The organism is Rhodococcus sp. ZPP, from assembly GCF_017656075.1.
Classification (GTDB): domain Bacteria; phylum Actinomycetota; class Actinomycetes; order Mycobacteriales; family Mycobacteriaceae; genus Rhodococcus_F; species Rhodococcus_F oxybenzonivorans.
Window position 1 is genome coordinate 6,018,167 of sequence record NZ_CP058638.1, and the last position, 22,453, is coordinate 6,040,619.

Genomic DNA, 22,453 nt, shown 5'->3' on the forward strand with positions numbered 1-22,453 from the left:
TCAGGCCCCCAGCCCGACAGCATCGGCGGCGAGCGCAGCCGTCGTGGCCATGTCGGTGCTGTCGTAGTCGGCGGCGTTGGCCAGCGCGGTCGTGCTGATCGCGCCGAGAACACCCGCGAGCTTCTCGATCGACGCCAGGTGCGCGGCGTGCGCCGTGGCGAAGGCGGCGACGAAGTCTCCGCCGATCACACCGAACACCGGTCCCAGCAGCAGCGGGCCCGCCGCCGCAGCGGCCAGCCCGGCCGCCTGCATCTCCGCCCCCATGGTCGCGGCCGTGGCCGCGAACGTGGCGATACTCGCGGTATCCGCCCTCAAGTCGTTCATCGTCAATCCCCCCAGTCGGATTTGATACCGGTCACCTTATTGGACGCCGTCGACATCGATACGGTTCCACCCCCCATTGACACCCGAGACGTGCTGCACGGGTAATCCGAATACACATGTCGACGGACCCGTGTGGCCCGGCGAAGTCGATCCCGAGGGAATCCCCGCCCGATCCCCTTATTCTTCGAGCATGAACACGCACGTGGTCGACCATCCGCTCGCAGCGGTCCTCCTGACAACCATGCGCGACGCGCGCAGCGACAATGCCATCTTCCGCGGCGCGTTGAGAAGGCTCACGCACATGTTGGTGTACGAGGCGATGCGTGAGGCTCCCGTCGCAACGTTCGACGTGGTAACTCCGGTCGCGGTCGCGAACGGGGTGCGGCTCGCGCAGCCACCTCTCCTGGTTCCCGTGCTGCGTGCCGGACTGGGCATGGTCGAGCAGGCCAGCTCCTTGATCCCGCAGGCCCGGGTCGGTTTCGTGGGGATGGCCCGCGACGAGGAGACGCACCGGCCGGTTCCGTACCTGGAGTCGCTGCCGGAGGATCTCTCCGGGATGCCGGTCTTCGTTCTCGACCCCATGTTGGCGACGGGTGGGTCGATGGTTTACACCATCGATCTACTCGTTGCCCGTGGGGCCACCGACGTCACCGCAGTCTGTGTCGTGGCGGCACCCGAAGGTGTTGCGGCGCTGCAGGAGTCGGGACATCCGGTCAGGCTCGTCACCGCTGCCGTCGACGAGGGGCTGAACGAGGACGCCTTCATCGTGCCGGGACTGGGGGACGCCGGTGACCGTCAGTTCGGCCCCCGCTGACTCAGAGAGCGTGGGCGAAGTCGCGTAGAACGGCCAGCCGCTGACGTGCCGTGGCGCGGGCAGCGCCGAGCCCCTCGCGGTCCGGTGCTCCGACCACGACCTCCAGGTAGCACTTGAGCTTCGGTTCCGTTCCGGAGGGCCGGACAACCACCCGGACGGAGGAACCGGTGAGGACGACGGCGTCGGTGCGGGATGAGCCGCGCAGCTCCGCCAGGTCGGTTGCCCGCACCGGCTCGCCGGCCAACTCCGTCGGCATGTTCGCCCGCAGGCGCTGCATCATGGCCTCGATCTCGCTGATGTCTGCGACTCGACGGGACACCTGGTCGCCGGCGTGCAGACCGAATTCGAGCGCGTAATCGTCCAGGCGGTCCAGCAGGGTCGAGCCCTCGCTGCGCAGGGTAGCGGCGAGGTCGGCGGCGACGACGGCGGCGGAGATTCCGTCCTTGTCGCGCACCACGTCCGGGTCGACGCAATGTCCGATCGCTTCCTCGTAGGCGTACACGAGCCCGTGTCCTGCGCGGACGAGCCATTTGAAACCAGTGAGCGTCCGCGCACTTCGCGCACCGCGCGCCGACGCCAGCTTCTCGAGCAGGTCCGAGGACACGATCGTCGTGGCGACGAGCGGGTCGGGCGGTGCGCACGCGAGGACGTGGTCGGCGAGCAGGACCCCGGTCTCGTCGCCACGCAACATGCGCCAGCCGTCCGGTCCCGGCACACCCACGGCGAGACGATCCGCATCGGGATCGAGGGCAAGTGCGAGGTCGGCGTCGACCCGGTCGGCGAGCGCGAGTAGCTCGTCCGACGCTCCGGGTTCCTCCGGATTCGGGAACTCGACAGTCGGGAAGTCGGGGTCAGGACGGAATTGGGAAGCGACGGTGTGGATATCGGTGAACCCGGCAGCCCCTAGGGCCGCCACCGCCGTCTCGCCGCCGACGCCGTGCATCGCGGTGAGTGCGATGCGCACCGTGCGCGACGTTCCCCTCGGCAGGGAGGCGACCCGCGCAAGATACGACTGCACGAGTTCGTCGGACGCCGGGATCACCGGGCTGCGCGGGACGAGGTGTGCCGGCCCCACCGCGGCAATGGCGGCCTCGATCTCCCGGTCCGACGGCGAGATCAACTGTGCGCCGCCGTCGAGGTACACCTTGTAGCCGTTGTCGGATGCCGGGTTGTGCGACGCGGTGATCTGCACTCCGGCCGCCGCGCGGAGCCGGCGTACCGCGAACGCGACGATCGGCGTGGGGAGCGGACGCGGCAGCAGGACCACGGAGAAACCGGCACCGGCCAGAACCTCCGCCGCGGCCAGGGCGAACTTCTCGGACCCGTGCCGCGCATCACGGCCGACCACCACGGTGGAACCGCCCAGGCACCGGTCCTTCAACCAGGCGCTGAGGCCGGCAGTGGTGCGGACCACCACCGCGACGTTCATGCCATTGGGCCCCGCCCGGACCGGCCCGCGCAGGCCGGCGGTGCCGAAGCTCAGCGGCGCGGAGAACCGGTGAGCGAGTTCGTCGGCGGACAGCGAGGCGAGTTCGGCGCGCGACTGTGGGTCGGGGTCCTCGGCGATCCACCGGGTGACGACGTCGCTCACAGGCGCTCCACCAGTTTGCGCAGAAGCCCTCCCATGCGGTCAGCGGACGCGCGGCCCGCGGCGAGCACGTCTTCGTGATCGAGGTGTTCACCGGTAATCCCGGCAGCAAGATTGGTGACCAGTGAAATTCCGAGGACCCGGGCACCGAGGGCACGCGCCGCGATCGTCTCGTGCACGGTGGACATACCGACCAAATCGGCGCCGAGCGTGCGCAGCATCCGAATTTCGGCCGGGGTCTCGTAATGCGGTCCGGGCAGTCCGGCGTAGACCCCTTCGGCAAGGCTCGGCTCGATGTCGCGGGCGAGCGCCCGCAATTCGGGGTCGTAGGCGTCGACGAGATCGACGAACTCCGCGCCGACGAGGGGCGAACGTCCGGTGAGATTGAGGTGGTCGCTGACGAGGACGGGCTCCCCGACCGCGTACTCGCTCCGGATTCCGCCGGCGGCGTTGGTGAGGATGACGGTGCGCGCGCCCGCGGCGACGGCAGTCCGCACGGGATGCACGACGGAGTCCAGCGGATGACCTTCGTAGGCGTGCGTACGTCCGAGGAGAAGAAGTACCCGCCGCCCGCCCACGTCGACGGATCGGATCGTCCCTGCATGCCCGAGCGCCGACGGAGGCGTGAAGCCTGGTAGTTCGGCCATCGGCACGGTGGCGAACGGTTCCCCGAACCGGTCGGCGGCGGCGTTCCACCCCGATCCGAGGACGACGGCAATCGGGTGTTCGGCACAGTCGGTGTACTCGGCGAGCGCGGCAGCCGCGGCGTCTGGCGTTCCCATGAGGCGATAGTCTTCCACTCATGCCTTATATCGATCGCGACGGTGACGTATTCATCCTGTACCTCGGGAACGAGGGGGAGGTGGACAACGAGAACCGCTTCTCTCCGGACTGGATCGATGCCACCCACGCCACCCTCGACGAGATCGAGTCGCACGAAGGCGCCGCCGCGCTGGTCACGACCGCAACGGGCAAGTTCTTCACCAATGGACTGGACACCACCTGGATTTTCTCCAACACCGACAAGCTCCCGGAGTACCTCGACCGCGTCCACACTCTCTACACCCGGCTGCTGACTTTTCCGATGGCCACGGTCGCGGCCGTCCAGGGGCACGCGTTCGGCGCGGGCGCCATGCTCGCGACATCCCACGATTTCCGCGTGATGCGCGCCGACCGCGGGTTCTACTGCCTGCCGGAAGTGACGCTGAACATGCCTTTCACCGTGGGTATGTCGGCGCTGCTCACCACCCGCTTGCCGAAACAGACCGCCGTGGACGCCATGACGACGGGCCGTCGCTATGGCGGCGCAGATGCGCTCGCCACGGGCATCGTGGAGGAGGTTGCGGACGGGAACTCCGTGCTCACGGCGGCCGTGGCCCGGGCATCCGCGCTCACCGCGACACGCGGTGACAACCTGTCCGGCATCAAGCGCGGAATCCATCAGGGAGCCCTCACCGCCCTCGCCATGGTGACGGACAAGAGCAACTTCAGCTTCGGGTGAGAGAATGAGCACGTGAATGCGGATGTCGAGGCGGCGGTCAGGTCCATCGAGACCGATCTGGTTGCGCTGTCCCATTCGATCCACGCGGAACCGGAACTGGCGTTCGAGGAATTTCGGAGTGTCGCAAAGGTCACCGAGCTGCTGAAACGGAGCGGTTTCGAGGTGCGGCAGGGAGTGGCGGGCCTGCCGACCGCGTTCGACGCGACCTTCGGCAGTGGTGATCTCGTGCTCGGCATCTGCGCCGAATACGATGCGCTTCCCGAGATCGGCCACGCGTGCGGGCACAACATCATCGCGGCATCGGCGGTCGGTGCCGGAGTTGCCCTCGCGACGGTCGCCGAGCGACTGGGCATCACGGTGCGAGTGATCGGGACACCTGCCGAGGAGAGTGGTGGCGGAAAGATCACCATGCTCGAGCAGGGCATCTTCGACGGTGTGGCAGCCGCCCTGATGGTGCACCCTGGGCCGGTCGACATCACGGGCGCCACGTCACTGGCGCTCGCGGACATCGCGATCACCTTCACCGGGCGGGAGGCGCACGCGTCGGCCGCGCCCGAGTTCGGCCGCAATGCGGCAGATGCCGCGACTGTGGCGCAGGTCGGTATCGGTCTGCTGCGCCAGCATCTTTCGCCGGGCCAGCAGATTCACGGGATCGTGTCGGACGGTGGCACCGCACCCAACATCGTGCCGGCGCGGGCCGAGATGCTCTACTACCTGCGCGCCGAGACGGCGTGGGCGCTGTCCGAACTGACCGCGCGTGCGGAGGCGTGTTTCGCTGCAGGTGCACTCGCCACCGGATGTACCCATGAGATCCGCACGGTGTCCCCGACGTACACGGAACTCACCCCCGACCCGTGGCTCGTCGCGACCTACCGGGAAGAGATTCTCGACATGGGACGGACACCGGTGCCACTCGAGTGGGAAGGCACACGTCCGCTGGGCAGTACCGACATGGGGAACGTCACGAACGTCCTACCCGGCATCCATCCGATCATCGGACTGGACTCGGGCGGTGCTGTCACGCACCAGCCCGGCTTCGCGGCGGCATGTATCACCGAGTCGGCGGATCGCGCCGTGGTAGACGGGGCAATTGCGTTGGCTCGGACGGCAGTTCGCGCTGCAACGGACGACACACAGCGGGTGCGGCTGTTGGAAGGAGTTGATCGCCGGTGAATGCGGCCGTCGACAAATGGATCAGTGCTCACACCGATGACCTCTCGCATTGGCGTCGGCACATCCATGCCAACCCGGAGTTGGCGCGGCACGAGTACGCCACGACGGAGTTCGTGGCGACCCGGCTTGCTGCCGCGGGTCTTTCACCGGAACTGCTCCCGGGAGGTACCGGACTCACCTGTGATCTCGGCCCGGACACCGGAACCCGGATCGCGTTGCGCGCCGACATGGACGCGCTTCCGCTGCAGGAACTCACCGGGGCGACGTACTCGTCGACAGTGCCGGGTGTGTCCCACGCGTGCGGACACGACGCCCACACCACGATCCTGCTCGGGACAGGCCTGGCACTCAGCGAGATTCCTGAACTGCCGGTCGGTGTCCGCCTGATCTTCCAGCCCGCCGAAGAGGTGATGCCGGGCGGCGCACTGGAGGTGGTCGCGGCAGGGCGACTCGAAGGCGTCTCCCGCATCTTCGCGCTGCACTGCGATCCCCGGCTCGCGGCCGGGCGCGTCGGAATTCGACTTGGCGCCATCACCTCTGCGGCCGACACGATCGAGGTTGTGCTCGACTCACCCGGCGGTCACACATCGCGGCCGCACCTCACCACCGATCTGGTCTTCGCACTCGGCACTGTGGTCACCGGCCTGCCGGGCATGCTGAGCCGGCGAATCGATCCACGTACAGGCACCGTCATGGTGTGGGGAGCGGTCAGCGCGGGCCGGGCCCCCAACGCCATTCCGCAGACCGGCATGATGACCGGCACGGTGCGGACCGGTGACCACGAGACGTGGGAAATGCTCGAGCCGCTCGTTCGCGACATCGTGCACGGACTGCTGGCGCCCACGGGAGTGCGATACCAACTCAACTACCGCAGGGGCGTGCCGCCCGTCGTCAACGACGAGGTGTCGACCCGAATGTTCGAGAATGCTATCCGCACCGTGGGTGCGGACGCCCTCGCCGACACCCCGCAGTCCGGTGGTGGCGAGGACTTTTCCTGGTATCTCGAGGAAGTTCCGGGTGCCATGGCCAGGCTGGGCGTGTGGTCGGGCGTCGGTGAACAGCTCGACATCCATCAACCCACATTCGATCTGGACGAGCGGGCGCTCGGTGTCGGCGTGCGGGTGTTGTCCAGCCTCGTGCTGGGCTGACTGCTCCGGGACGCCCTATTCGGTGCCCGGGCCGACGTTGCGGCTGTTGCGGGTACGCAGGTCGCGCACGTAGTCGGCGGGTGCCCCGGCGATTTCGGCGGCATCGGCCATGACACCGAGGTACCGCGCAGACGGCAGCCCACCCTCGTAGGCATCGAGCACATACAGCCAGGCCAGCACCGGTTCTCCGTCGGTGTCGACCCGTACCCGGATCTTGCGGTGAATTCCGAGTTCGGAGCCCTCCCAGCGGTCGAGGCTCACCTCGTCCTCCTCCGGTACGTCGTACAGCACCACGAAGACCTTGGAATCGGGGTCTTCGACCACCGTGGCGAGCGCGCCTTCCCAGCCGATGTCACCGCCGCTGAACGTGAGCCGCCAACCGTGCAACCAGCCCGTTCCCGCCATCGGCGAGTGAGGGCAGCGCTGCAGCATCTGCTCCGGATGCATGTTGGACCCATAGGCGGCGTAGTAACTCACGCAGGTCAGACTACATACCGGGTTGCTCAGGGATGCAAAGGCGTAGGCATGAACCGCGAGGAGTTGCACGACCGCGCGGGAGACGCGCGAGGCGCAGCTCACCTGTCGTTCACTCGATTTCGATCCGCGAAACTGGGTACATCGGAGGGGACCGGGTCGGCGTAGCGAAAGGGTGAGAACAATGGCAGATCAGTACACGAAACAGGATCCCACCACCGCGTACCCGATGCCGGACCGCGAAGGGCAGAGCGAGATCGAACATCCGGGGCTCACCTCGGACATGGTGTCGGCACCCGACCACGGTGAGAAGACCTACCGGGGGAGCGGGCGGCTGGAAGGGCGGAAGGCTCTCATCACCGGAGGTGATTCGGGTATCGGGCGAGCGGTCGCAATTGCGTTCGCGCGCGAGGGTGCCGATGTGCTGATCAGCTACCTCGAAGCGGAAGAACCGGATGCCCGGGACACGGTTCGGCTCATCGAAGACGCCGGCCGCAAGGCGGTGCCGGTGCCCGGTGACATCAGGTCGGAGGATCACTGCCGAGCGCTCGTCGACACTGCCGTATCCGAACTCGGTGGGCTGGACATTTTGGTGAACAACGCTGCCTATCAGATGGTGCAGATGGGCGGAATCGCCGAGATCAGTACGGAACAGTTCGACCGTGTTCTGAAGACCAACCTCTACGCGATGTTCTGGTTGTGCAAGGCTGCGGTCGCGGTGATGGAGCCGGGATCGACCATCATCAACACGTCCTCGATCCAGGGCGCGAACCCATCCCCCGAGTTGCTGGATTACGCCACCACCAAGGCCGGCATCATCGATTTCACCAAGGGGCTCGCCGCCGATGTCGCGAAGAAGGGCATTCGGGTCAACGCCGTTGCCCCGGGGCCGATTTGGACGCCGTTGATTCCGGCGACCATGCCGACCGAGAAGTTCGAGTCGTTCGGAGGTGACGTGCCGTTGGGCCGCCCGGGGCAGCCGGCGGAGCTGGCGCCCGCGTACGTCTTCCTGGCTTCCCAGGAATCGAGCTACATCACCGGCGAGATCATCGGCGTCACCGGCGGCACTCCATTGACCTGACCGCTCGATCCCGCGCCGAGTCGCCGCCCGAGGTCTACGCGGCGACGGCCCCGATCTGCGGCTAGTAATCTGTTCCCTGGCAGTGCACGACACGACGCGCTGTGATGCTCGAGTTGCAGACCGGAGACCCTGGTCGGCACGTCTATTTGGAGGACAGATGACCCGAATCGTGATCATTGGTGGCGGGCCTGCCGGATACGAGGCAGCGTTGGTGGCCGCTCAGCACGGCGCCGCCGTCTCCTTGATCGATTCGGACGGGGTGGGCGGGGCGTGCGTTCTGTACGACTGTGTGCCCTCCAAGACATTCATCGCCTCGACGGGTGTACGCACGGACATGCGCCGTGCCACCGATTTGGGTATCGCTCTCGATCCGGCGCAGGCCACCATTGCCCTGCCTCAGATCCACGCCCGAGTGAAGAGTCTCGCTCAGGCTCAGTCCGCCGACATCCGAACCAGGCTCCAGACGGTCGGTGTCGAGCTGCTCTCCGGTACTGCGGAGCTCACCGACCCGCGTCTCGGCATGGCATCACATCAGGTCTGCGCCAGCCTCGCGAACGGCGAGCAGAAGACGCTCGATGCCGACGTCGTCCTCATCGCCACCGGTGCCAGTCCTCGGGTGATCGCCGGGGCCGAGCCGGACGGTGAGCGGATCCTCACCTGGCGTGACCTCTACGACCTCGACGAATTGCCCACCCACCTCGTCGTCGTAGGTTCCGGTGTGACCGGCGCGGAGTTCGTGTCCGCCTACACCGAAATGGGTGTCAAGGTAACGCTGGTGTCGAGCCGAGACCGGGTGCTCCCCGGTGAGGACGCCGACGCCGCACTCGTACTCGAGGACGTTCTGGCCGAACGTGGTGTCACCCTCGTCAAGCACGCGCGGGCCGACGCGGTCAAGCGCACCGAAGACGGTGTGGTCGTCGTGCTCGCCGACGGACGAACCGTGGAGGGCAGTCACGCCTTGATGACGGTCGGCTCGGTTCCCAACACCGAGAACCTCGGACTCGAGAAGGTCGGCATCGAACTGGACAAGGGCGGATATCTGCGAGTCGACCGAGTGTCGCGGACGCCGGTCTCGGGCATCTACGCCGCGGGTGACTGCACGGGGCTGCTGCCGTTGGCCTCGGTTGCCGCCATGCAGGGTCGCATCGCGATGTACCACGCTCTGGGCGAGGGCGTGAGTCCCATCAAGTTGAAGACGGTGGCCTCGGCGGTGTTCACCCGGCCCGAAATCGCCACGGTGGGCGTCAGTCAGGCCGCGATCGACAACGGCGAAGTGCCGGCCCGCACCGTCATGCTCCCGCTCAACACCAATCCGCGGGCAAAAATGTCCGGCCTGCGGCGCGGCTTCGTGAAGATCTTCTGCCGACCTGCCACCGGTGTGGTGATCGGTGGCGTCGTGGTGGCGCCCAACGGGTCGGAGTTGATCCTGCCCATCGCGATCGCTGTCCAGAACAACCTGACCGTCAACGACTTGGCAGCGACGTTCTCGGTGTACCCCTCGCTGACCGGCTCGATCACCGAGGCCGCCCGCCAGCTGATGCGCCACGACGATCTGGACTGATCCCGCTATCCGGGAAATGCATTTCACATACTGACAGCGGTGGTGGGATAGTCGAGGCACGGTCCACAATCATCGGCCGTGCCTCGGCGCTCTACCGCCCCGCAGACCCAGGACGGACAGGGTGTTCTTCTCCTGACCTCTGTCTCGTCGTGCCCCTGGGAGTCGATATGCCGCACACATTTTCCCGCCGGATGGACGGCCTGCGCAGTTCCGCCATCCGTGACCTCCTCACCCTTACCGCCCGGCCGGACGTCGTCAGCCTGGCCGGCGGTCTCCCCGATCCCGAATTCATTCCGCGAGAACGAATTCGGAAGGAAGCGGAGTGCGGGCTCGCCGATCCCGCCTCGGTCCAGTACGGCGAAACCACGGGCCTGCGCCGATTGCGTGACGTGCTCGCTGCCCGTGAGGGCGCCCGGATCGGACGGGCGTTGGACCCGGGCCAGGTGGTCGTCACCCACGGATCGCAGCAGGCGTTGAGCCTCCTCGCTCAGGTTCTACTCGACCCGGCCGATATCGTGGTTGTCGAAGAGCCCGCGTATACCGGTGCGCTGCAGGTATTTCGGGCGGCTCAGGCGGACATCCGCGCGGTGCCGCTCGATCGCGACGGCATGGACACGACCGCGCTGCAGGAACTTCTCGAAGCGGGCGTGCGCCCGACTGTCGTCCACACGGTGAGTAACTTCCACAATCCCCGTGGTGTCGTTCTCGCCGCCGATCGGCGGCGGCACCTGGCGGCGCTGGCCGACCGCTACGGTTTCTGGGTCATCGAGGACGACCCGTACGGCGAGTTGTTTTTCGACGCTCCGCCGCCCCCTCCGGTCGCTACATTCTCGGACCGGGTGATCCGCCTGTCCAGTGCCTCGAAGATTCTGGCTCCGGCGTTGCGGGTCGGCTGGTTGCACGGTGATCGCGCTGTGTGCGAGGCGGTGGAACTTCTCAAACAGGGCGCGGACCTGTGCGGCTCGTCGCTCACTCACCAGATCACGGCGGCGATGTTGTCGGACGAGGCGTGGCTGGCACTTCACCTCGACACGCTCCGTACCCGCTACGGTGCCCGGGCCCGAGCCTTGACCGCCGCGACGACGACCACGTTCGGTAATGCTGCGACGCTGTCCGACGTGCAGGGCGGGATGTTCTGCTGGGTCGAGTTCACCGACGACACCATCGACACCGCGGATCTGCTGCCGACGGCGGTCGAGCACGGTGTGGCGTTCGTACCCGGGTCGGCGTTCGGTGTCGGTGCAGACCTCGGCGCCGCACTACGACTGTGCTTCGCCACCTGCCCGGAGGACGTTCTGGCAGGCGCCTGCGAGAGACTCGGCAGCGCCTACCTGGCTCACGCCCAGTCGTAGGTGCGCTCGACGGCCTTGTTCCACTCGGCGAACAGCCTGGTGGACTCCGCTTCGTCCATCCCGGGTTCCCACCGCTTGTCCATGGCCCAGTTGTCGCGAATATCCTGTTCACCGGACCAGAAGCCGACGGCCAGTCCCGCGGCGTAGGCGGCGCCCAGCGCGGTGGTCTCGCTGACGACGGGGCGGATGACCGGAACTCCTAGGATGTCGGCCTGGAACTGCATCAGTGTTTCGTTGACGACCATGCCGCCGTCCACCTTGAGTGAGGCGAGCTCGACTCCGGAGTCGGCACGCATGGCCTCGATCACTTCCCGGGTCTGATAGGCGGTGGCTTCGAGAGCCGCCCTGGCGAGGTGACCCTTGTTCACGAAACGGGTGAGGCCTGCGATCACACCGCGCGCGTCCGGTCGCCACCGAGGTGCGAACAACCCGGAGAACGCCGGGACGACATAGGCACCTCCGTTGTCGTCGACCGAATTCGCCAGCGGCTCGATGTCTTCGGCCGACGAGATGATCCCCAGGTTGTCCCGCAGCCATTGGACCAGTGAACCGGTGACCGCCACCGACCCCTCGAGCGCGTACACGGCAGGAGCGTTCCCGATCTTGTAGCACAGCGTGGTCAAGAGGCCGTGCTTACTGTGCACGGGGGTGGTTCCCGTATTGAGGAGCAAGAAGTTCCCCGTCCCGTACGTGTTCTTCGCTTCTCCCTCGGACAGGCAGGCCTGCCCGAATGTCGCGGCCTGCTGATCACCGAGGATCCCTGCGACCGGTACTCCGGGAAGGGTGCCGTGGGGACGGCCCACGCCGTAGATCTCGGAGGAGCTGCGAATTTCGGGAAGCATCGACAGTGGGATCTCGAAGTCGGCGCAGATGTCCGGATCCCAGTCGAGTGTCTCCAGATTCATCAGCAACGTACGGGAGGCGTTGGTGACATCTGTCACGTGCGTGCCTTCCATGATATGCCACAGAATCCAGCTGTCGATGGTGCCGAAACACAGTTCGCCGGCATCTGCTCGCGCACGGGCGCCGTCGACGTTGTCGAGGATCCATCGCACCTTGGGTCCTGCGAAATAGGTCGACAGCGGCAGGCCCGTACGCTTCTGATAACGCCCGGGCCCCTCGTCGCCGCCGAGCCGGGTGCACAGCTCGTCGGTCCGGGTGTCCTGCCAGACGATGGCGTTGTACACCGGTTCTCCGGTTTTCCGGTCCCACACCACCGCAGTCTCGCGCTGATTGGTGATACCGATGGCGGCGATGTCGCGTTTGGTGAGATCCGCCTTCGCAAGGGCGGATGCCACCACTTCGCGCGTATTGATCCACAGCTCTTTCGGGTCGTGCTCCACCCAACCGGCACGGGGAAGGATCTGCTGGTGTTCCTTCTGAGCGACGCTGACCACCGCTCCGTCGTGATCGAAGATCATGCAGCGGCTCGAGGTGGTGCCCTGGTCTATCGCAGCGATGTACTGAATCACACGCATGAAGCTACTAGCCTGGGCATGAATCCGTCGTCATCTCACAGGAGCCCGAGTTGAGTAGTTCGCCAGGTGTGCAGTTCCTCGGTCCCACGCAGCGCGACGCTGCGTGGGAGAAGCTGCAGACCGAACAGTTCGACGTCGTCGTGATCGGCGGCGGTGTCGTCGGTGCCGGTGCGGCCCTCGACGCAGCCACCCGCGGCCTCAAGGTTGCCCTGGTCGAGGCGCGGGACTATGCGTCCGGAACGTCGAGCCGCTCGTCGAAGATGTTCCACGGCGGGTTGCGCTATCTCGAGCAGCTCGAGTTCGGGCTGGTGCGGGAGGCCCTGCGGGAACGTGAATTGTCGCTGACGACGCTGGCGCCCCATCTCGTGAAGCCGCTCAAGTTCCTGTTTCCCATCACCCATCGGGTATGGGAACGCCCCTACATGGCGGCGGGGATCTTCCTCTACGACCGGATGGGCGGAGCCAAATCGGTGCCCGCGCAGAAACACCTCACCCGGGCAGGTGCCTTGCGGATGGCACCGGGACTCAAACGGAACTCGCTGACCGGCGGCATCCAGTATTACGACACCGTCGTGGACGACGCGCGCCACACCATGACCGTCGCCCGAACCGCTGCCCACTACGGCGCGGTGGTGCGCACGTCCACTCAGGTCGTGGGTTTCCTGCGGGAAGCGGATCGCGTGTCCGGCGTTCGGATCCGTGACTGTGAAGACGGGCGAACCGCAGAGGTGCAGGCGCACGTCGTCATCAACGCGACCGGTGTCTGGACGGACGAGATACAGGCGCTTTCCCGGCAGCGCGGCCGATTCCGTGTCCGCGCCTCCAAGGGTGTGCACATCGTGGTACCGCGGGATCGCATCGTGAGCGATGCCGCCATCATCCTGCGGACCGAGAAGTCGGTGCTGTTCGTGATCCCGTGGGGTAGCCACTGGATCATCGGAACCACCGACACGGACTGGAATCTCGACCTCGCCCATCCGGCAGCTACCAAAGCCGATATCGATTACATTCTGGGCCACGTCAACAAGGTCCTGGTGACGGCCCTCACGCACGAGGACATCGACGGTGTCTACGCAGGTCTGCGCCCCCTCCTCGCAGGGGAAAGCGACGAGACCTCCAAGCTGTCGCGCGAGCATGCCGTCGCGCGCGTGGCGCCCGGATTGGTCGCGATCGCGGGCGGCAAATACACCACGTACCGGGTGATGGCCGAGGACGCGGTGGATCTTGCTGCCGATGACATTCCGGCCAGGGTCGCGCCCTCGATAACCGAGAAGGTGCCGCTGGCTGGTGCGGACGGCTACTACGCGCTGGTGAACCAGACCGTGCACCTGGGTCAGCTGTACGGACTTCACCCCTACCGCGTCAAGCATCTCCTCGACCGGTACGGTTCGCTCATCGGTGAAGTGCTCGATCTGGCGGAGGGTAAACCCGAACTGCTGCAGCCTATTACCGACGCACCGGCCTACCTTCAGGTCGAGGCCGTCTATGCCGCTGCGGCAGAGGGTGCGCTGCACCTCGACGACATTCTGACCAGAAGGACGCGTATCGGGATCGAATACTCGCATCGTGGTGTGAACTGCGCCGAGCAGGTCGCACAGCTGGTGGCCCCCGTCCTCGGCTGGGACTCCGACATGATCGACCGCGAACTGAAGACCTACCGTGCGCGTGTGGAGGCGGAGGTGCAGTCCCAAGCGCAGCCGGACGACCTCTCCGCGGACGCGTTGCGGGCGGCGGCACCCGAATCTCGCGTCGAATTGCTCGAACCGCCTGTCAGTGTGTCAGAAGTACCTTGACCACCACGATCACTGCGGCAACGAACGCTAGGCCGATCGCCGCCCAGTGCGTCATGTGGGTGACCTTTTCGCGCCGCAGCCGGCTGATCACGTAGCTGATCGAGCCGATGCGGACGATCATCACGATCTCCGCGGTCAGTTGCGCCGTTCGCGGCTCGAGCCAACCCACATAGGCTGTGCCGAGGATCACGGTGGGCACCACCGCGGAGGTCAGGATGGGGAGACCGTCCCGCAGTTCCCGAACTCTTTCGGTTCTGGACAGCGATCTGCCGAGCCGGAGCGTCTGGCCCACGGACTCGGCAAAAGCGTGGGCGAGGAACGTGGACAGAGCGGCGCCCACCACGATGGCAATGCCCAGGGTTTCCTGGGATTTGGTGACGGGAATGAGCGCGGCGAGCACGAGAATGTTGCCGTAGATATACGCGCTGATGCGGCTTGCCGCATGGTCGGGCGACAGCGATTTTTCGCTCATCAGCGGCGGGCGATTCAAGAGCCTCGGAAGGTCCCACTCCATCCTCCGAGCATGTCACGATTTGCCTGTGTTCTCCCTGGGAATCACACCCGCGGGCTGTAGTGCTTCGGGTCGTCGCGACGCCCGAGGGGCGGCAGGTTCCGCGGCGGCGTATGCACCAGCGGGGCGTCCCGGCGGGTGCGCCCGGTCTCACGGTCCCACCCGGCGCGGGCGCGAGGATGGTAACGGTAGCGCCACGGGACGAGGCGGAACAGGGCATTCACCGTCCGGCCCACCAGGGTGTGCAGTCGCTCATCGCGTGCCGTCCAGCGGTATCCGAGGCGCTCGCGTACCGGTTCGTCGTACATCCCCACTGTCAGCCAGACGAATCCCCTGGCGACCGGGATGCGCAGGATCGCCCACACCCGGTCGGGGAGCCACGTCAGAAACGGTGGGACGCCCAGGCCGGAAAGGTTGAGGACGTCACGGGTAGCCTTGTTGTCTTCGAGGACGTTGCGGCACATGTGGTCCCAATACTCCAGGAACGCTTCCCAGGTCTCCGGGACCGGGCGCATGCTCATTCCGTACAGGCGGTACCACTGGATGTGTTCGGTGAACAGTTGCCGCTTCTGCTCCTCGGTGAGGCCGCCCATGAAATTGTCGCCCGTGAGGATTGTGCCCATGAAGAACGTGGCGTGCGCCCAATAGAAGGTGTCGGGATCTAGGGCGTGATACTTCCGTCCGTGCTTGTCGACGCCCTTGATGGTGTTGTGGTATCCCCGGACCTGCTCTGCAGTCTGCTGGGCGCGGTCACCGTCGAAGACCACGCCCCCGATCGGGTAGAGCGAGCGGTACAGGCGCTCCCACCGTTCGTCGAAGAACTCGGAATGCTCTTCGACTCCAGCGCCGAGGCCCGGATGCATGTTCTGCATCGAGCCGGCCCAGACGCCTTGCAGCATTCCCCGCCAGTCGCCGAAGTACTTCCAGGTCAGCGACTCAGGTCCGAGCGGTGTGGGAGCGGTGGCCTGCACGGACGCACCCTCCGAGTTCGTTTGACTACGCACGTTGTCAGACTAGGATCTGACAACGTGCGTAGTCAAGAGTGGGAGCTGGGGACGTGACGTTGGAAGACCGCCGCGAAGCCCGGCGAGCGGCGCTCCTGCGGGCAGGAATCACGCTCCTAGGCGCCCCTGCAGGGCCTGCAGTCAACGTCCGGGCCGTCTGCCGTGCGGCCTCGTTGACCGAGCGCTACTTCTACGAGTCGTTTGCCGACCGCGACGAGTTCGTCCGATCCGTCTATTCCACGGTCGGCGACGAGGCACAGGCGGCGCTTCTGGGCGCGGTGGCGTCGGCCCACACTGCGCGGGCGCGAGCCGAGGCCGCCGTCGAAGCGTTCGTCGAGCTGATGGTCGACAACCCCGAGAGGGGTCGTGTGCTGCTGCTCGCGCCGCTGTCCGAGCCCGCGCTGAGTCGGCGGGGAATGGACCTCATGCCCGGGTTCGTAACGCTCGTCCACGACCAACTCTCGGCCGTGGATGACGAGGTGGAGAAGCAACTCGTCGCGATCGGCGTCGTCGGCGCGCTCACGACGTTGTTCATCGGATATCTCGACGGAACCGTTGCCGCGTCGCGCGAGCAATTCGTCGCCCATTGCGTCACTCTGGTGATGGAGGCCAACCGGTCCGGCCACGAATGAGGTGAGCATGCCGTTTCAGGTATCAGCGGACGACCCGGCTCGTCCACAGCCGGCCCTTCGGGTGCTCGACCACAAATACTTTCAGCTCACCGACCACTTCGTGTACGTCCACGGTGAGACGGTGGTGACGGTGCCCGGTTGCGCGCCGGAGCCGTGCGTACTCCGGACCGACCTCGCCTCCGTTCCCGCGCCGCTTCGGGGGCTGCTCGCTCCGTATGGCCGCCAGCTGCTTCCCGCGATCATGCACGACGATCTGTGTCACCATGCGGAAGCTCACGGAAAATCTGGCATGGCGCTACGCCGCCGGGCCGACGAGTTGTTCCGGACTGCGCTGCTCGACGAGGGCGTCGGACCGTTTCGCAGCCGGATCTTCTGGGTCGGGGTAGAGGTCGGGCGGATCTGGACTTTCACCACGTACACGAGGTTCCTGCTGATCGCCCACCACATCCTCGGAATGGTGTGCTGGGTGGTGGGAGTGCCGTGGGCGATCGCCACCTCCCACTACCCAGCAGCGGTCGGTCTCCTCGCGCTTCCGTGTGTCCTCTCACTCCTGTGGCGCAGGGACTTTCCCGTGGCACTGCTCGGATGCATACTCCTTCCGGTGGTCGCACCGACCTACCTGCTGACGCTGGCGACCGCGGCAGTGCTGTGGATACCGGACGTCACCGCCTGGCTGTTCGGCCGCCGAGTGACACGCAAGCCCCCACCGCTCGGACCGCCGACCACGGTGTTGCGCTAGCGGTCGAACGGTGGCTGGCAGTAGGTGCAGAAAAAGATGTCCTGCTGCCCGAGTTCCCGGCTTCGGATCACCGTTCGGCACCGGCGGCAACGCTTGCCCGCACGGCCGTACACCCACGGACGGTGCCGGATCGGATTGTTCTTGTCTGCGTGAATCATGCGATGGGCAAGCGCGACCATGGCCGGCAGGTTTGTCACCTCGCGCGCGGGAGTGTGGGGATCGACGCCACGGAGGAAGCACACCTCGTTTCGGTAGACATTGCCGAGACCCGCGAGGTTGCGCTGATCGACGAGGGCAACACCGATGGGTTGATCACCGGCCGCCCGGAGATTGCGGACGGCCGTGTCTGCATCCCAGTCCGGCCCGAGAAGGTCGGGCCCGAGGTGACCGACCGCGGCGGCTTCCGCACTCCGGTCGAGTATCTCGGTGATGCCGAGGGAGAAGCCCACAGCGACACGTTCTTCGGTGGCCAGCACAATACGGGCTTGATGGGCTGGGCGACGCCACCGTGCGTCCGCCCGGTAGATATGCCACGCACCTTCCATCTTCAGATGGGTGTGGATGGAGTACCCACCGACCCGGATGAGGAGATGTTTACCACGGCTGACGACTTCGTCGACCTTCAACCCGGACAGGTCGACGGTGGCGTACCGCGGAACCCGCACATCACACGTGGTCAGTACGTGACCCTCGAGTGCGTCACGCAGCGAGTTGGCCGTGCGCCAGACGGTGTCGCCTTCGGGCATGTCAGGCTCGCAACCGGAAGCCGCGGGGCGTCGGCGCGAACCCCGCCTCCGTGAGAATCGGCGCGAAATCGCTGCCATGGATGGTCTCGCCGTCGACCTTCTCCACGACGATTCGGTCGATTCCCCCACGTTTGACCACTCCGGCGAGAGCAGACGCCGCAGTGCGTAGTACACCGGGATCGTCGGTGAACGTCAGAACTGTTCGCCCGCCGCGTTCTACGAACAGGATCAACTCGCCCTCGACCAGGACCACGAGGCCGCCTGCCTTGCGCCCGGGGCGATGACCTGGTGCGTCGTCGCCGCGCTTCGGCCATGGCAGCGCCGCGCCGTACGGGTTGGCGGGGTCGCTGGCGGCGAGTGTCACGGCGGGCAGCGACGTGTGCCGGCCCTCCAACGAATCACCGTAACTGCGCAACCGGTCCACGACGTGGGGAGTGGAGAATTGTGCGCCGCCGAGCGACTCGACGAAGTGCCCACGGCGGCACCGCCCGTTGTCCTCGAAGGTGCCGAGCACCTTGTACATCAGAGCAAATCCACCCGGAACGTTCTCGGTCGTCACGGATCCGCGTGTCACCACGCCGTAGCGTTCGAGGAGAAGTTCGGCAGTAGCGCTGGCACGCAGGGTGGCATCCGTCTCGGCGCCCGGAAGAATCGACCACCGGCCACCGACAGTGGGCGGCGCCGTGCGAACCGGGGTCGCGAGGCTGCGGTACGCACGGGCGCGCGGTGGGCGCCGCGGTGAGCGATGGCTGGTGGTGGTTCTCGACGTGTCCGACAGGAGAGCGCGCAACGGAGCGAGGGTGTCGTTGCCGATGTGCCCGAGCCACACGAGATCCCACAGAGCAGTGGCCAATGCACTGTCCTCGGACATCTCCAGCGTGTCGGCGAGCTGACGGAAGAAGTACGCACCGCCGCCGGACAGCGTGTCCAGGATCCGACGCTGCAGGTCGGACAGATCCGACTCGGCGGGGGTCGTCAGCGTCAGGGGGGCGGTGTCGGCCGGGTGAAGACACACCCACCCGTCCTTTCCCGAAATGTTTCCCGCGCCCGACCACAACACCTCTCCGGTGGAGGTCAGCTCGTCGAGCATGGCGGGGGAGTAGTCGGCGACGCGGGACGGCAGGATCAGCGACTCGAGCGCCGACGCGGGAACCGGCACGCCGGCAAGCTGTTCCACAACTGTGGCGACTCCGTCGATTCCGCGCAGAGTGCCGCCGACATGTTGCCAACTCGGGAGGAAGCGGCCCAGGGTGGCAGTGCTGACGGGCTCCACTTCCTGACGGGCTGCAGCGAGTGAACGCCTGCGGAGGCGACGGAGGACCTCCGAGTCACACCACTCACTACCGGAGGCACCAGGGCGGAATTCCCCTTCCATGACCCGTTTTTCCGAGGCGAGTCGTTGCAGAACGTCGCGGGCGACAGCGGACCCGATGCCGAAGCGCCCGGCTGCATCACCGAGCGAGAATGGTCCGTGGGTGCGCGCGTATCGGCTGAGCAGGTCACCGAGTGGGTCGTCGACGGGTTCGATGAATGCGGCCGGCGTACCGATGGGCAACGGAACACCCAGTCCGTCTCGCAGGCGCGCGGCGTCCTCGATCGCCGTCCACCAGTGGGCGCCGGCGAAGGAGACCGCGAGCGCGCGCTTGGCGCGAACCAGCTCGTCCAGCCACGGTGAGGGATCCTGCGTCGAGCGTGCGGTGACCTCGTCCGTGGTGAGGGGGCCGAGAATGCGGAGCAGGTCGGCCGCGCCTTCGAGGTCTCTCGCCTTGCGGTCCGGGAGAAGGCGCTGCAATTCCAGCTCCGCTTGCGCGATGACATCGGCGTCGAGAAGTTCGCGCAGCTCGACACGGCCGAGCAGTTCTGCGAGTAGGGCAGAATCGAGGGACAGGGCGGCGGCCCGGCGCTCCGCCAGCGGGCTGTCGCCCTCGTACATGAATTCACCGACATAGTTGAACAGCAACGCGCCGGCGAAGGGCGACGGCGACTGTGTCTCGACCTCGACGATGCGGATCTGCCGCCGCGCCATCCGGCGGAACAGATCCTTCAGCGCCGGAAGGTCGTACACATCCTGCAGGCATTCGCGCACGGTCTCGAGCAGAATCGGAAACGTCGGGTACTTGCGGGCGACGTCGAGGAGCTGCGCCGAACGTTGACGCTGCTGCCACAACGGCGCCCGTTTTCCAGGATTGCGGCGCGGCAACAGCAGAGCGCGAGCGGCACATTCACGGAACCGCGAGGCAAACAACGCCGACCCGCCCACCTGTTCCGTGACGATGTCCTCGATCTCGTCGGTATCGAAGGCGAAGAGGTCTGCCCCGGGCGGTGTGTCCTCCGTGTCGGGAAGGCGGACGATGATGCCGTCGTCCGATGCGGTCGCGTTGGAGTCGAGACCGTGGCGCTCGCTGAGCCGGGCACTGACGGCCAGCGCCCACGGTGCGTGCACACGCTGTCCATAGGGTGAGTGCAGGATCAGACGCCAGTCGCCGAGCTCGTCGCGAAATCGTTCGACCACCAGGGTGCGATCAGTGGGAACCTGACCGGTGGCGGTCTTCTGTTCGTTGACCAGCTGAACCAAATTGTTCGTGGCATTGCCGTCCAGACCCCCGGTGAGGCACCGTTCCTTCACCTCCGTCTCGTGGCCGAGCGAAATCTCCCGGAGGAACTGTCCGAGCGCCTCACCGAGTTCCGCCGGTCGGCCGAGGCCGTCGCCGTGCCAAAAGGGGAGACGGCCGGGCTGACCGTACGCCGGGCTGACCAGCACCCGATCGAAGGTGATGTCCTCGATCCGCCAGCTGGTGGCACCGAGCGCGAAGACGTCCCCGACCCGAGACTCGTACACCATCTCCTCGTCGAGTTCGCCGACCCGAGAAGCTTTTTCGCCCACCATGTAGACGGTGAACAGTCCGCGATCGGGGATGGCACCGCCCGAGGTGACCGCGAGACGTTGCGCGCCGGGACGACCCGTCAGTGTGTTGGCTTCGCGATCCCAGACGAGTCGGGGGCGCAGTTCCGCGAACTCGTCGGAAGGATACAGCCCTGCCAGCAGGTCGAGCGTGGACTCGTAAGCCGAGCGCGGCAAGGAGGCGAAGGAGCCACTGCGGCGGACCGTCTCGAACCAGTCGTCGACGTCGAGCGGTTCGAGTGCGGTGGCCGCAACGGTGTGTTGAGCGAGGATGTCGAGTGGGTTTGCCGGCACCGCGAGTGCTTCGATTTTGCCGGTCACCATGCGTTCGACGGTGACGGCGCAGTGGATCAGGTCGGTGCGGTGCTTGGGAAACACGACACCGCGGGAGATCTCCCCGACCTGGTGTCCGGCGCGGCCCACACGTTGCAGGCCGCTCGCCACCGAGGGCGGAGCCTCCACCTGGACCACGAGATCCACTGCACCCATATCGATTCCGAGTTCGAGGCTGCTCGTCGCGACGACACAGCGGAGCCGTCCGGATTTGAGGTCGTCCTCGATGAGGGCTCGTTGATCCTTGCTGACCGAACCGTGGTGAGCCCTCGCGAGCAGAGGGTCGGCGCCGAAGTTGACCTCGGAAGGGGTGCCGATCTGCGAGGCGGGCTTCGGGTTCCTGTCGACGTCGGCACCACTACGCTCGGCATAGATCTCGTTGAGTCGTGCGGTAAGTCGCTCCGCGAGCCGCCGCGAGTTGGCGAACACGATGGACGATCGGTGTGCGAGGACGAGATCCACGATCTGTTCCTCGACGTGTGGCCAGATCGACCCGGCCTGCGGAGTCGACGATGCCGAGCCCTCGGCGGGCTCGGCGAGACCCAGCTCCGTCATGTCCTCGACGGGAACCTGAACGGTAAGGTCGAACGTCTTCGGTGACGGTGGAGCGACGATCCGAATCGGCGCCGAACCGGAGAGGAAGCGTGCCACTTCTTCGTGCGGGCGCACCGTCGCCGACAGTCCGATGCGCTGCGCGGGGGTGTCGAGGAGCCGGTCGAGTCGCTCGAGCGACAGCGCCAGGTGCGCCCCACGCTTGGTTCCTGCGACAGCGTGAACTTCGTCGACGATAACGGTATCGACCCGGGTCAGCGTCTCCCGCGCCGACGAGGTGAGCATGAGAAACAGCGACTCGGGGGTGGTGATGAGGATGTCCGGCGGATTCTTGACAAGCGCGCGGCGGTCGGCGGGCGGGGTGTCGCCCGAGCGGACACCGACCGAGATCTCGGGCGGTGTCAGGCCGAGCCGTTTCGCTGTCTGGGTAATGCCGACCAGTGGGGCGCGCAAATTGCGTTCGACGTCCACGCCGAGTGCCTTCAGCGGTGAGATGTACAGAACCTTGGTGGACCGGTCCTTCTCGCCCGTCGCCGCGAGCTGGTCGAGGGACCACAGGAAGGCTGAGAGGGTCTTGCCCGACCCCGTGGGTGCGACCACCAGCGTGTTGGCGCGGCTGGCGATCGATTCCCAAGCACCGAGCTGCGCGTCCGTCGGCGCGGGGAAGGCGCCGTCGAACCACTCCCTGGTGGCGGCAGAGAACTTGCCGAGGACTTCGGTCACCGTTCCATAGTGCACCGGAGGTCC

General features: G+C 66.4%; 19 protein-coding genes. 10 read left to right on the plus strand and 9 right to left on the minus strand.

The window, feature by feature from the left end:
- Window positions 1-324, minus strand: coding sequence for a type VII secretion target (locus HYG77_RS27655; RefSeq protein WP_109331410.1), 324 nt, complete (start codon window positions 322-324; stop codon window positions 1-3).
- Window positions 325-514: 190 nt separating this feature from the next.
- On the opposite strand from HYG77_RS27655, the gene upp reads away from it, so the two are divergent.
- The gene (gene upp / locus HYG77_RS27660; protein ID WP_109335213.1) at window positions 515-1,138 is read left to right on the plus strand and encodes a uracil phosphoribosyltransferase; all 624 of its coding nucleotides are present in this window, start codon (window positions 515-517) and stop codon (window positions 1,136-1,138) included.
- Between the two features lies 1 nt (window position 1,139).
- Here upp and HYG77_RS27665 read toward each other — a convergent pair whose 3' ends face one another.
- Together HYG77_RS27665 and HYG77_RS27670 are read right to left on the minus strand one after the other, a co-directional pair.
- The gene (locus HYG77_RS27665; protein WP_208961224.1) at window positions 1,140-2,729 is read right to left on the minus strand and encodes a phospho-sugar mutase; all 1,590 of its coding nucleotides are present in this window, start codon (window positions 2,727-2,729) and stop codon (window positions 1,140-1,142) included.
- A complete protein-coding gene (locus tag HYG77_RS27670) occupies window positions 2,726-3,508 on the minus strand; it encodes a purine-nucleoside phosphorylase (protein ID WP_208961225.1) in 783 nt (260 codons plus the stop codon). Before HYG77_RS27670 ends, HYG77_RS27665 begins: the two co-directional genes overlap by 4 nt.
- Before the next feature lie 20 nt (window positions 3,509-3,528).
- Between HYG77_RS27670 and HYG77_RS27675 the strand changes: the two genes are divergently transcribed.
- The 3 genes from HYG77_RS27675 to HYG77_RS27685 are packed head-to-tail and all read left to right on the plus strand — an operon-like array spanning window position 3,529 to window position 6,548.
- Window positions 3,529-4,227, plus strand: a complete 699-nt coding sequence (locus HYG77_RS27675) for an enoyl-CoA hydratase/isomerase family protein (protein WP_208961226.1) — start codon at window positions 3,529-3,531, stop codon at window positions 4,225-4,227.
- A 12-nt stretch (window positions 4,228-4,239) separates the two neighbouring features.
- Window positions 4,240-5,400, plus strand: coding sequence for a M20 family metallopeptidase (locus HYG77_RS27680; RefSeq protein ID WP_208961227.1), 1,161 nt, complete (start codon window positions 4,240-4,242; stop codon window positions 5,398-5,400).
- Entirely contained in the window at window positions 5,397-6,548 is a 1,152-nt protein-coding gene (locus HYG77_RS27685; protein WP_109331398.1) for a M20 family metallopeptidase, read from the plus strand. Before HYG77_RS27680 ends, HYG77_RS27685 begins: the two co-directional genes overlap by 4 nt.
- A 15-nt stretch (window positions 6,549-6,563) precedes the next feature.
- Here HYG77_RS27685 and HYG77_RS27690 read toward each other — a convergent pair whose 3' ends face one another.
- A complete protein-coding gene (locus HYG77_RS27690) occupies window positions 6,564-7,025 on the minus strand; it encodes a gamma-glutamylcyclotransferase (RefSeq protein WP_109335211.1) in 462 nt (153 codons plus the stop codon).
- A 181-nt stretch (window positions 7,026-7,206) separates the two neighbouring features.
- Between HYG77_RS27690 and HYG77_RS27695 the strand changes: the two genes are divergently transcribed.
- The 3 genes from HYG77_RS27695 (at window position 7,207) to HYG77_RS27705 (ending at window position 11,016) form a co-directional block, all read left to right on the plus strand.
- The gene (locus tag HYG77_RS27695) at window positions 7,207-8,103 is read left to right on the plus strand and encodes a glucose 1-dehydrogenase (RefSeq protein WP_109331397.1); all 897 of its coding nucleotides are present in this window, start codon (window positions 7,207-7,209) and stop codon (window positions 8,101-8,103) included.
- A 157-nt stretch (window positions 8,104-8,260) separates the two neighbouring features.
- Window positions 8,261-9,664: an NAD(P)H-quinone dehydrogenase gene (locus HYG77_RS27700; protein ID WP_208961228.1), complete on the plus strand. Its 1,404-nt coding sequence runs from the start codon at window positions 8,261-8,263 to the stop codon at window positions 9,662-9,664.
- A 167-nt stretch (window positions 9,665-9,831) separates the two neighbouring features.
- The gene (locus HYG77_RS27705) at window positions 9,832-11,016 is read left to right on the plus strand and encodes a PLP-dependent aminotransferase family protein (protein ID WP_208961229.1); all 1,185 of its coding nucleotides are present in this window, start codon (window positions 9,832-9,834) and stop codon (window positions 11,014-11,016) included.
- Here the strand turns inward: HYG77_RS27705 and glpK are convergent.
- On the minus strand, window positions 11,001-12,494 hold the full coding sequence (gene glpK / locus HYG77_RS27710) for a glycerol kinase GlpK (protein WP_208961230.1): 1,494 nt from the start codon (window positions 12,492-12,494) through the stop codon (window positions 11,001-11,003). The genes HYG77_RS27705 and glpK overlap by 16 nt on opposite strands.
- Before the next feature lie 50 nt (window positions 12,495-12,544).
- Here glpK and glpD point away from each other — a divergent pair, with 50 nt between their 5' ends.
- Window positions 12,545-14,287, plus strand: a complete 1,743-nt coding sequence (glpD, locus tag HYG77_RS27715; protein ID WP_109331393.1) for a glycerol-3-phosphate dehydrogenase — start codon at window positions 12,545-12,547, stop codon at window positions 14,285-14,287.
- Here glpD and HYG77_RS27720 read toward each other — a convergent pair.
- Both HYG77_RS27720 and HYG77_RS27725 read right to left on the minus strand, forming a co-directional pair.
- Window positions 14,265-14,801 carry a hypothetical protein gene (locus HYG77_RS27720; RefSeq protein ID WP_109331388.1) on the minus strand — a complete coding sequence of 179 codons (537 nt, stop codon included), beginning with the start codon at window positions 14,799-14,801 and terminating at the stop codon, window positions 14,265-14,267. The genes glpD and HYG77_RS27720 overlap by 23 nt on opposite strands.
- 41 nt (window positions 14,802-14,842) lie before the next feature.
- A complete protein-coding gene (locus HYG77_RS27725; RefSeq protein WP_208961231.1) occupies window positions 14,843-15,802 on the minus strand; it encodes an oxygenase MpaB family protein in 960 nt (319 codons plus the stop codon).
- Window positions 15,803-15,855: 53 nt separating this feature from the next.
- Between HYG77_RS27725 and HYG77_RS27730 the strand changes: the two genes are divergently transcribed.
- A complete protein-coding gene (locus tag HYG77_RS27730; RefSeq protein WP_109331381.1) occupies window positions 15,856-16,434 on the plus strand; it encodes a TetR/AcrR family transcriptional regulator in 579 nt (192 codons plus the stop codon).
- Between the two features lie 7 nt (window positions 16,435-16,441).
- A complete protein-coding gene (locus HYG77_RS27735) occupies window positions 16,442-17,173 on the plus strand; it encodes a DUF1353 domain-containing protein (protein ID WP_208961232.1) in 732 nt (243 codons plus the stop codon).
- Here HYG77_RS27735 and HYG77_RS27740 read toward each other — a convergent pair.
- Window positions 17,170-17,919, minus strand: a complete 750-nt coding sequence (locus tag HYG77_RS27740) for an Fpg/Nei family DNA glycosylase (RefSeq protein ID WP_208961233.1) — start codon at window positions 17,917-17,919, stop codon at window positions 17,170-17,172. The genes HYG77_RS27735 and HYG77_RS27740 overlap by 4 nt on opposite strands.
- Before the next feature lies 1 nt (window position 17,920).
- Window positions 17,921-22,429, minus strand: coding sequence for an ATP-dependent helicase (locus HYG77_RS27745; protein ID WP_208961234.1), 4,509 nt, complete (start codon window positions 22,427-22,429; stop codon window positions 17,921-17,923).
- Between the last annotated feature and the right edge of the window lie 24 nt (window positions 22,430-22,453).

Bases quoted from the DNA above. Each gene is read 5' to 3' on its own strand.
- HYG77_RS27740 (WP_208961233.1), bottom strand. From the start codon at position 17,919: ATGCCCGAAGGCGACACCGTCTGGCGCACGGCCAACTCGCTGCGTGAC.
- glpK (WP_208961230.1), bottom strand. From the start codon at position 12,494: ATGCGTGTGATTCAGTACATCGCTGCGATAGACCAGGGCACCACCTCG.
- HYG77_RS27655 (WP_109331410.1), bottom strand. From the start codon at position 324: ATGAACGACTTGAGGGCGGATACCGCGAGTATCGCCACGTTCGCGGCC.
- HYG77_RS27700 (WP_208961228.1), top strand. From the start codon at position 8,261: ATGACCCGAATCGTGATCATTGGTGGCGGGCCTGCCGGATACGAGGCA.
- HYG77_RS27735 (WP_208961232.1), top strand. From the start codon at position 16,442: ATGCCGTTTCAGGTATCAGCGGACGACCCGGCTCGTCCACAGCCGGCC.
- HYG77_RS27670 (WP_208961225.1), bottom strand. From the start codon at position 3,508: ATGGGAACGCCAGACGCCGCGGCTGCCGCGCTCGCCGAGTACACCGAC.
- upp (WP_109335213.1), top strand. From the start codon at position 515: ATGAACACGCACGTGGTCGACCATCCGCTCGCAGCGGTCCTCCTGACA.
- HYG77_RS27720 (WP_109331388.1), bottom strand. From the start codon at position 14,801: ATGGAGTGGGACCTTCCGAGGCTCTTGAATCGCCCGCCGCTGATGAGC.
- HYG77_RS27705 (WP_208961229.1), top strand. From the start codon at position 9,832: ATGCCGCACACATTTTCCCGCCGGATGGACGGCCTGCGCAGTTCCGCC.
- HYG77_RS27695 (WP_109331397.1), top strand. From the start codon at position 7,207: ATGGCAGATCAGTACACGAAACAGGATCCCACCACCGCGTACCCGATG.
- HYG77_RS27675 (WP_208961226.1), top strand. From the start codon at position 3,529: ATGCCTTATATCGATCGCGACGGTGACGTATTCATCCTGTACCTCGGG.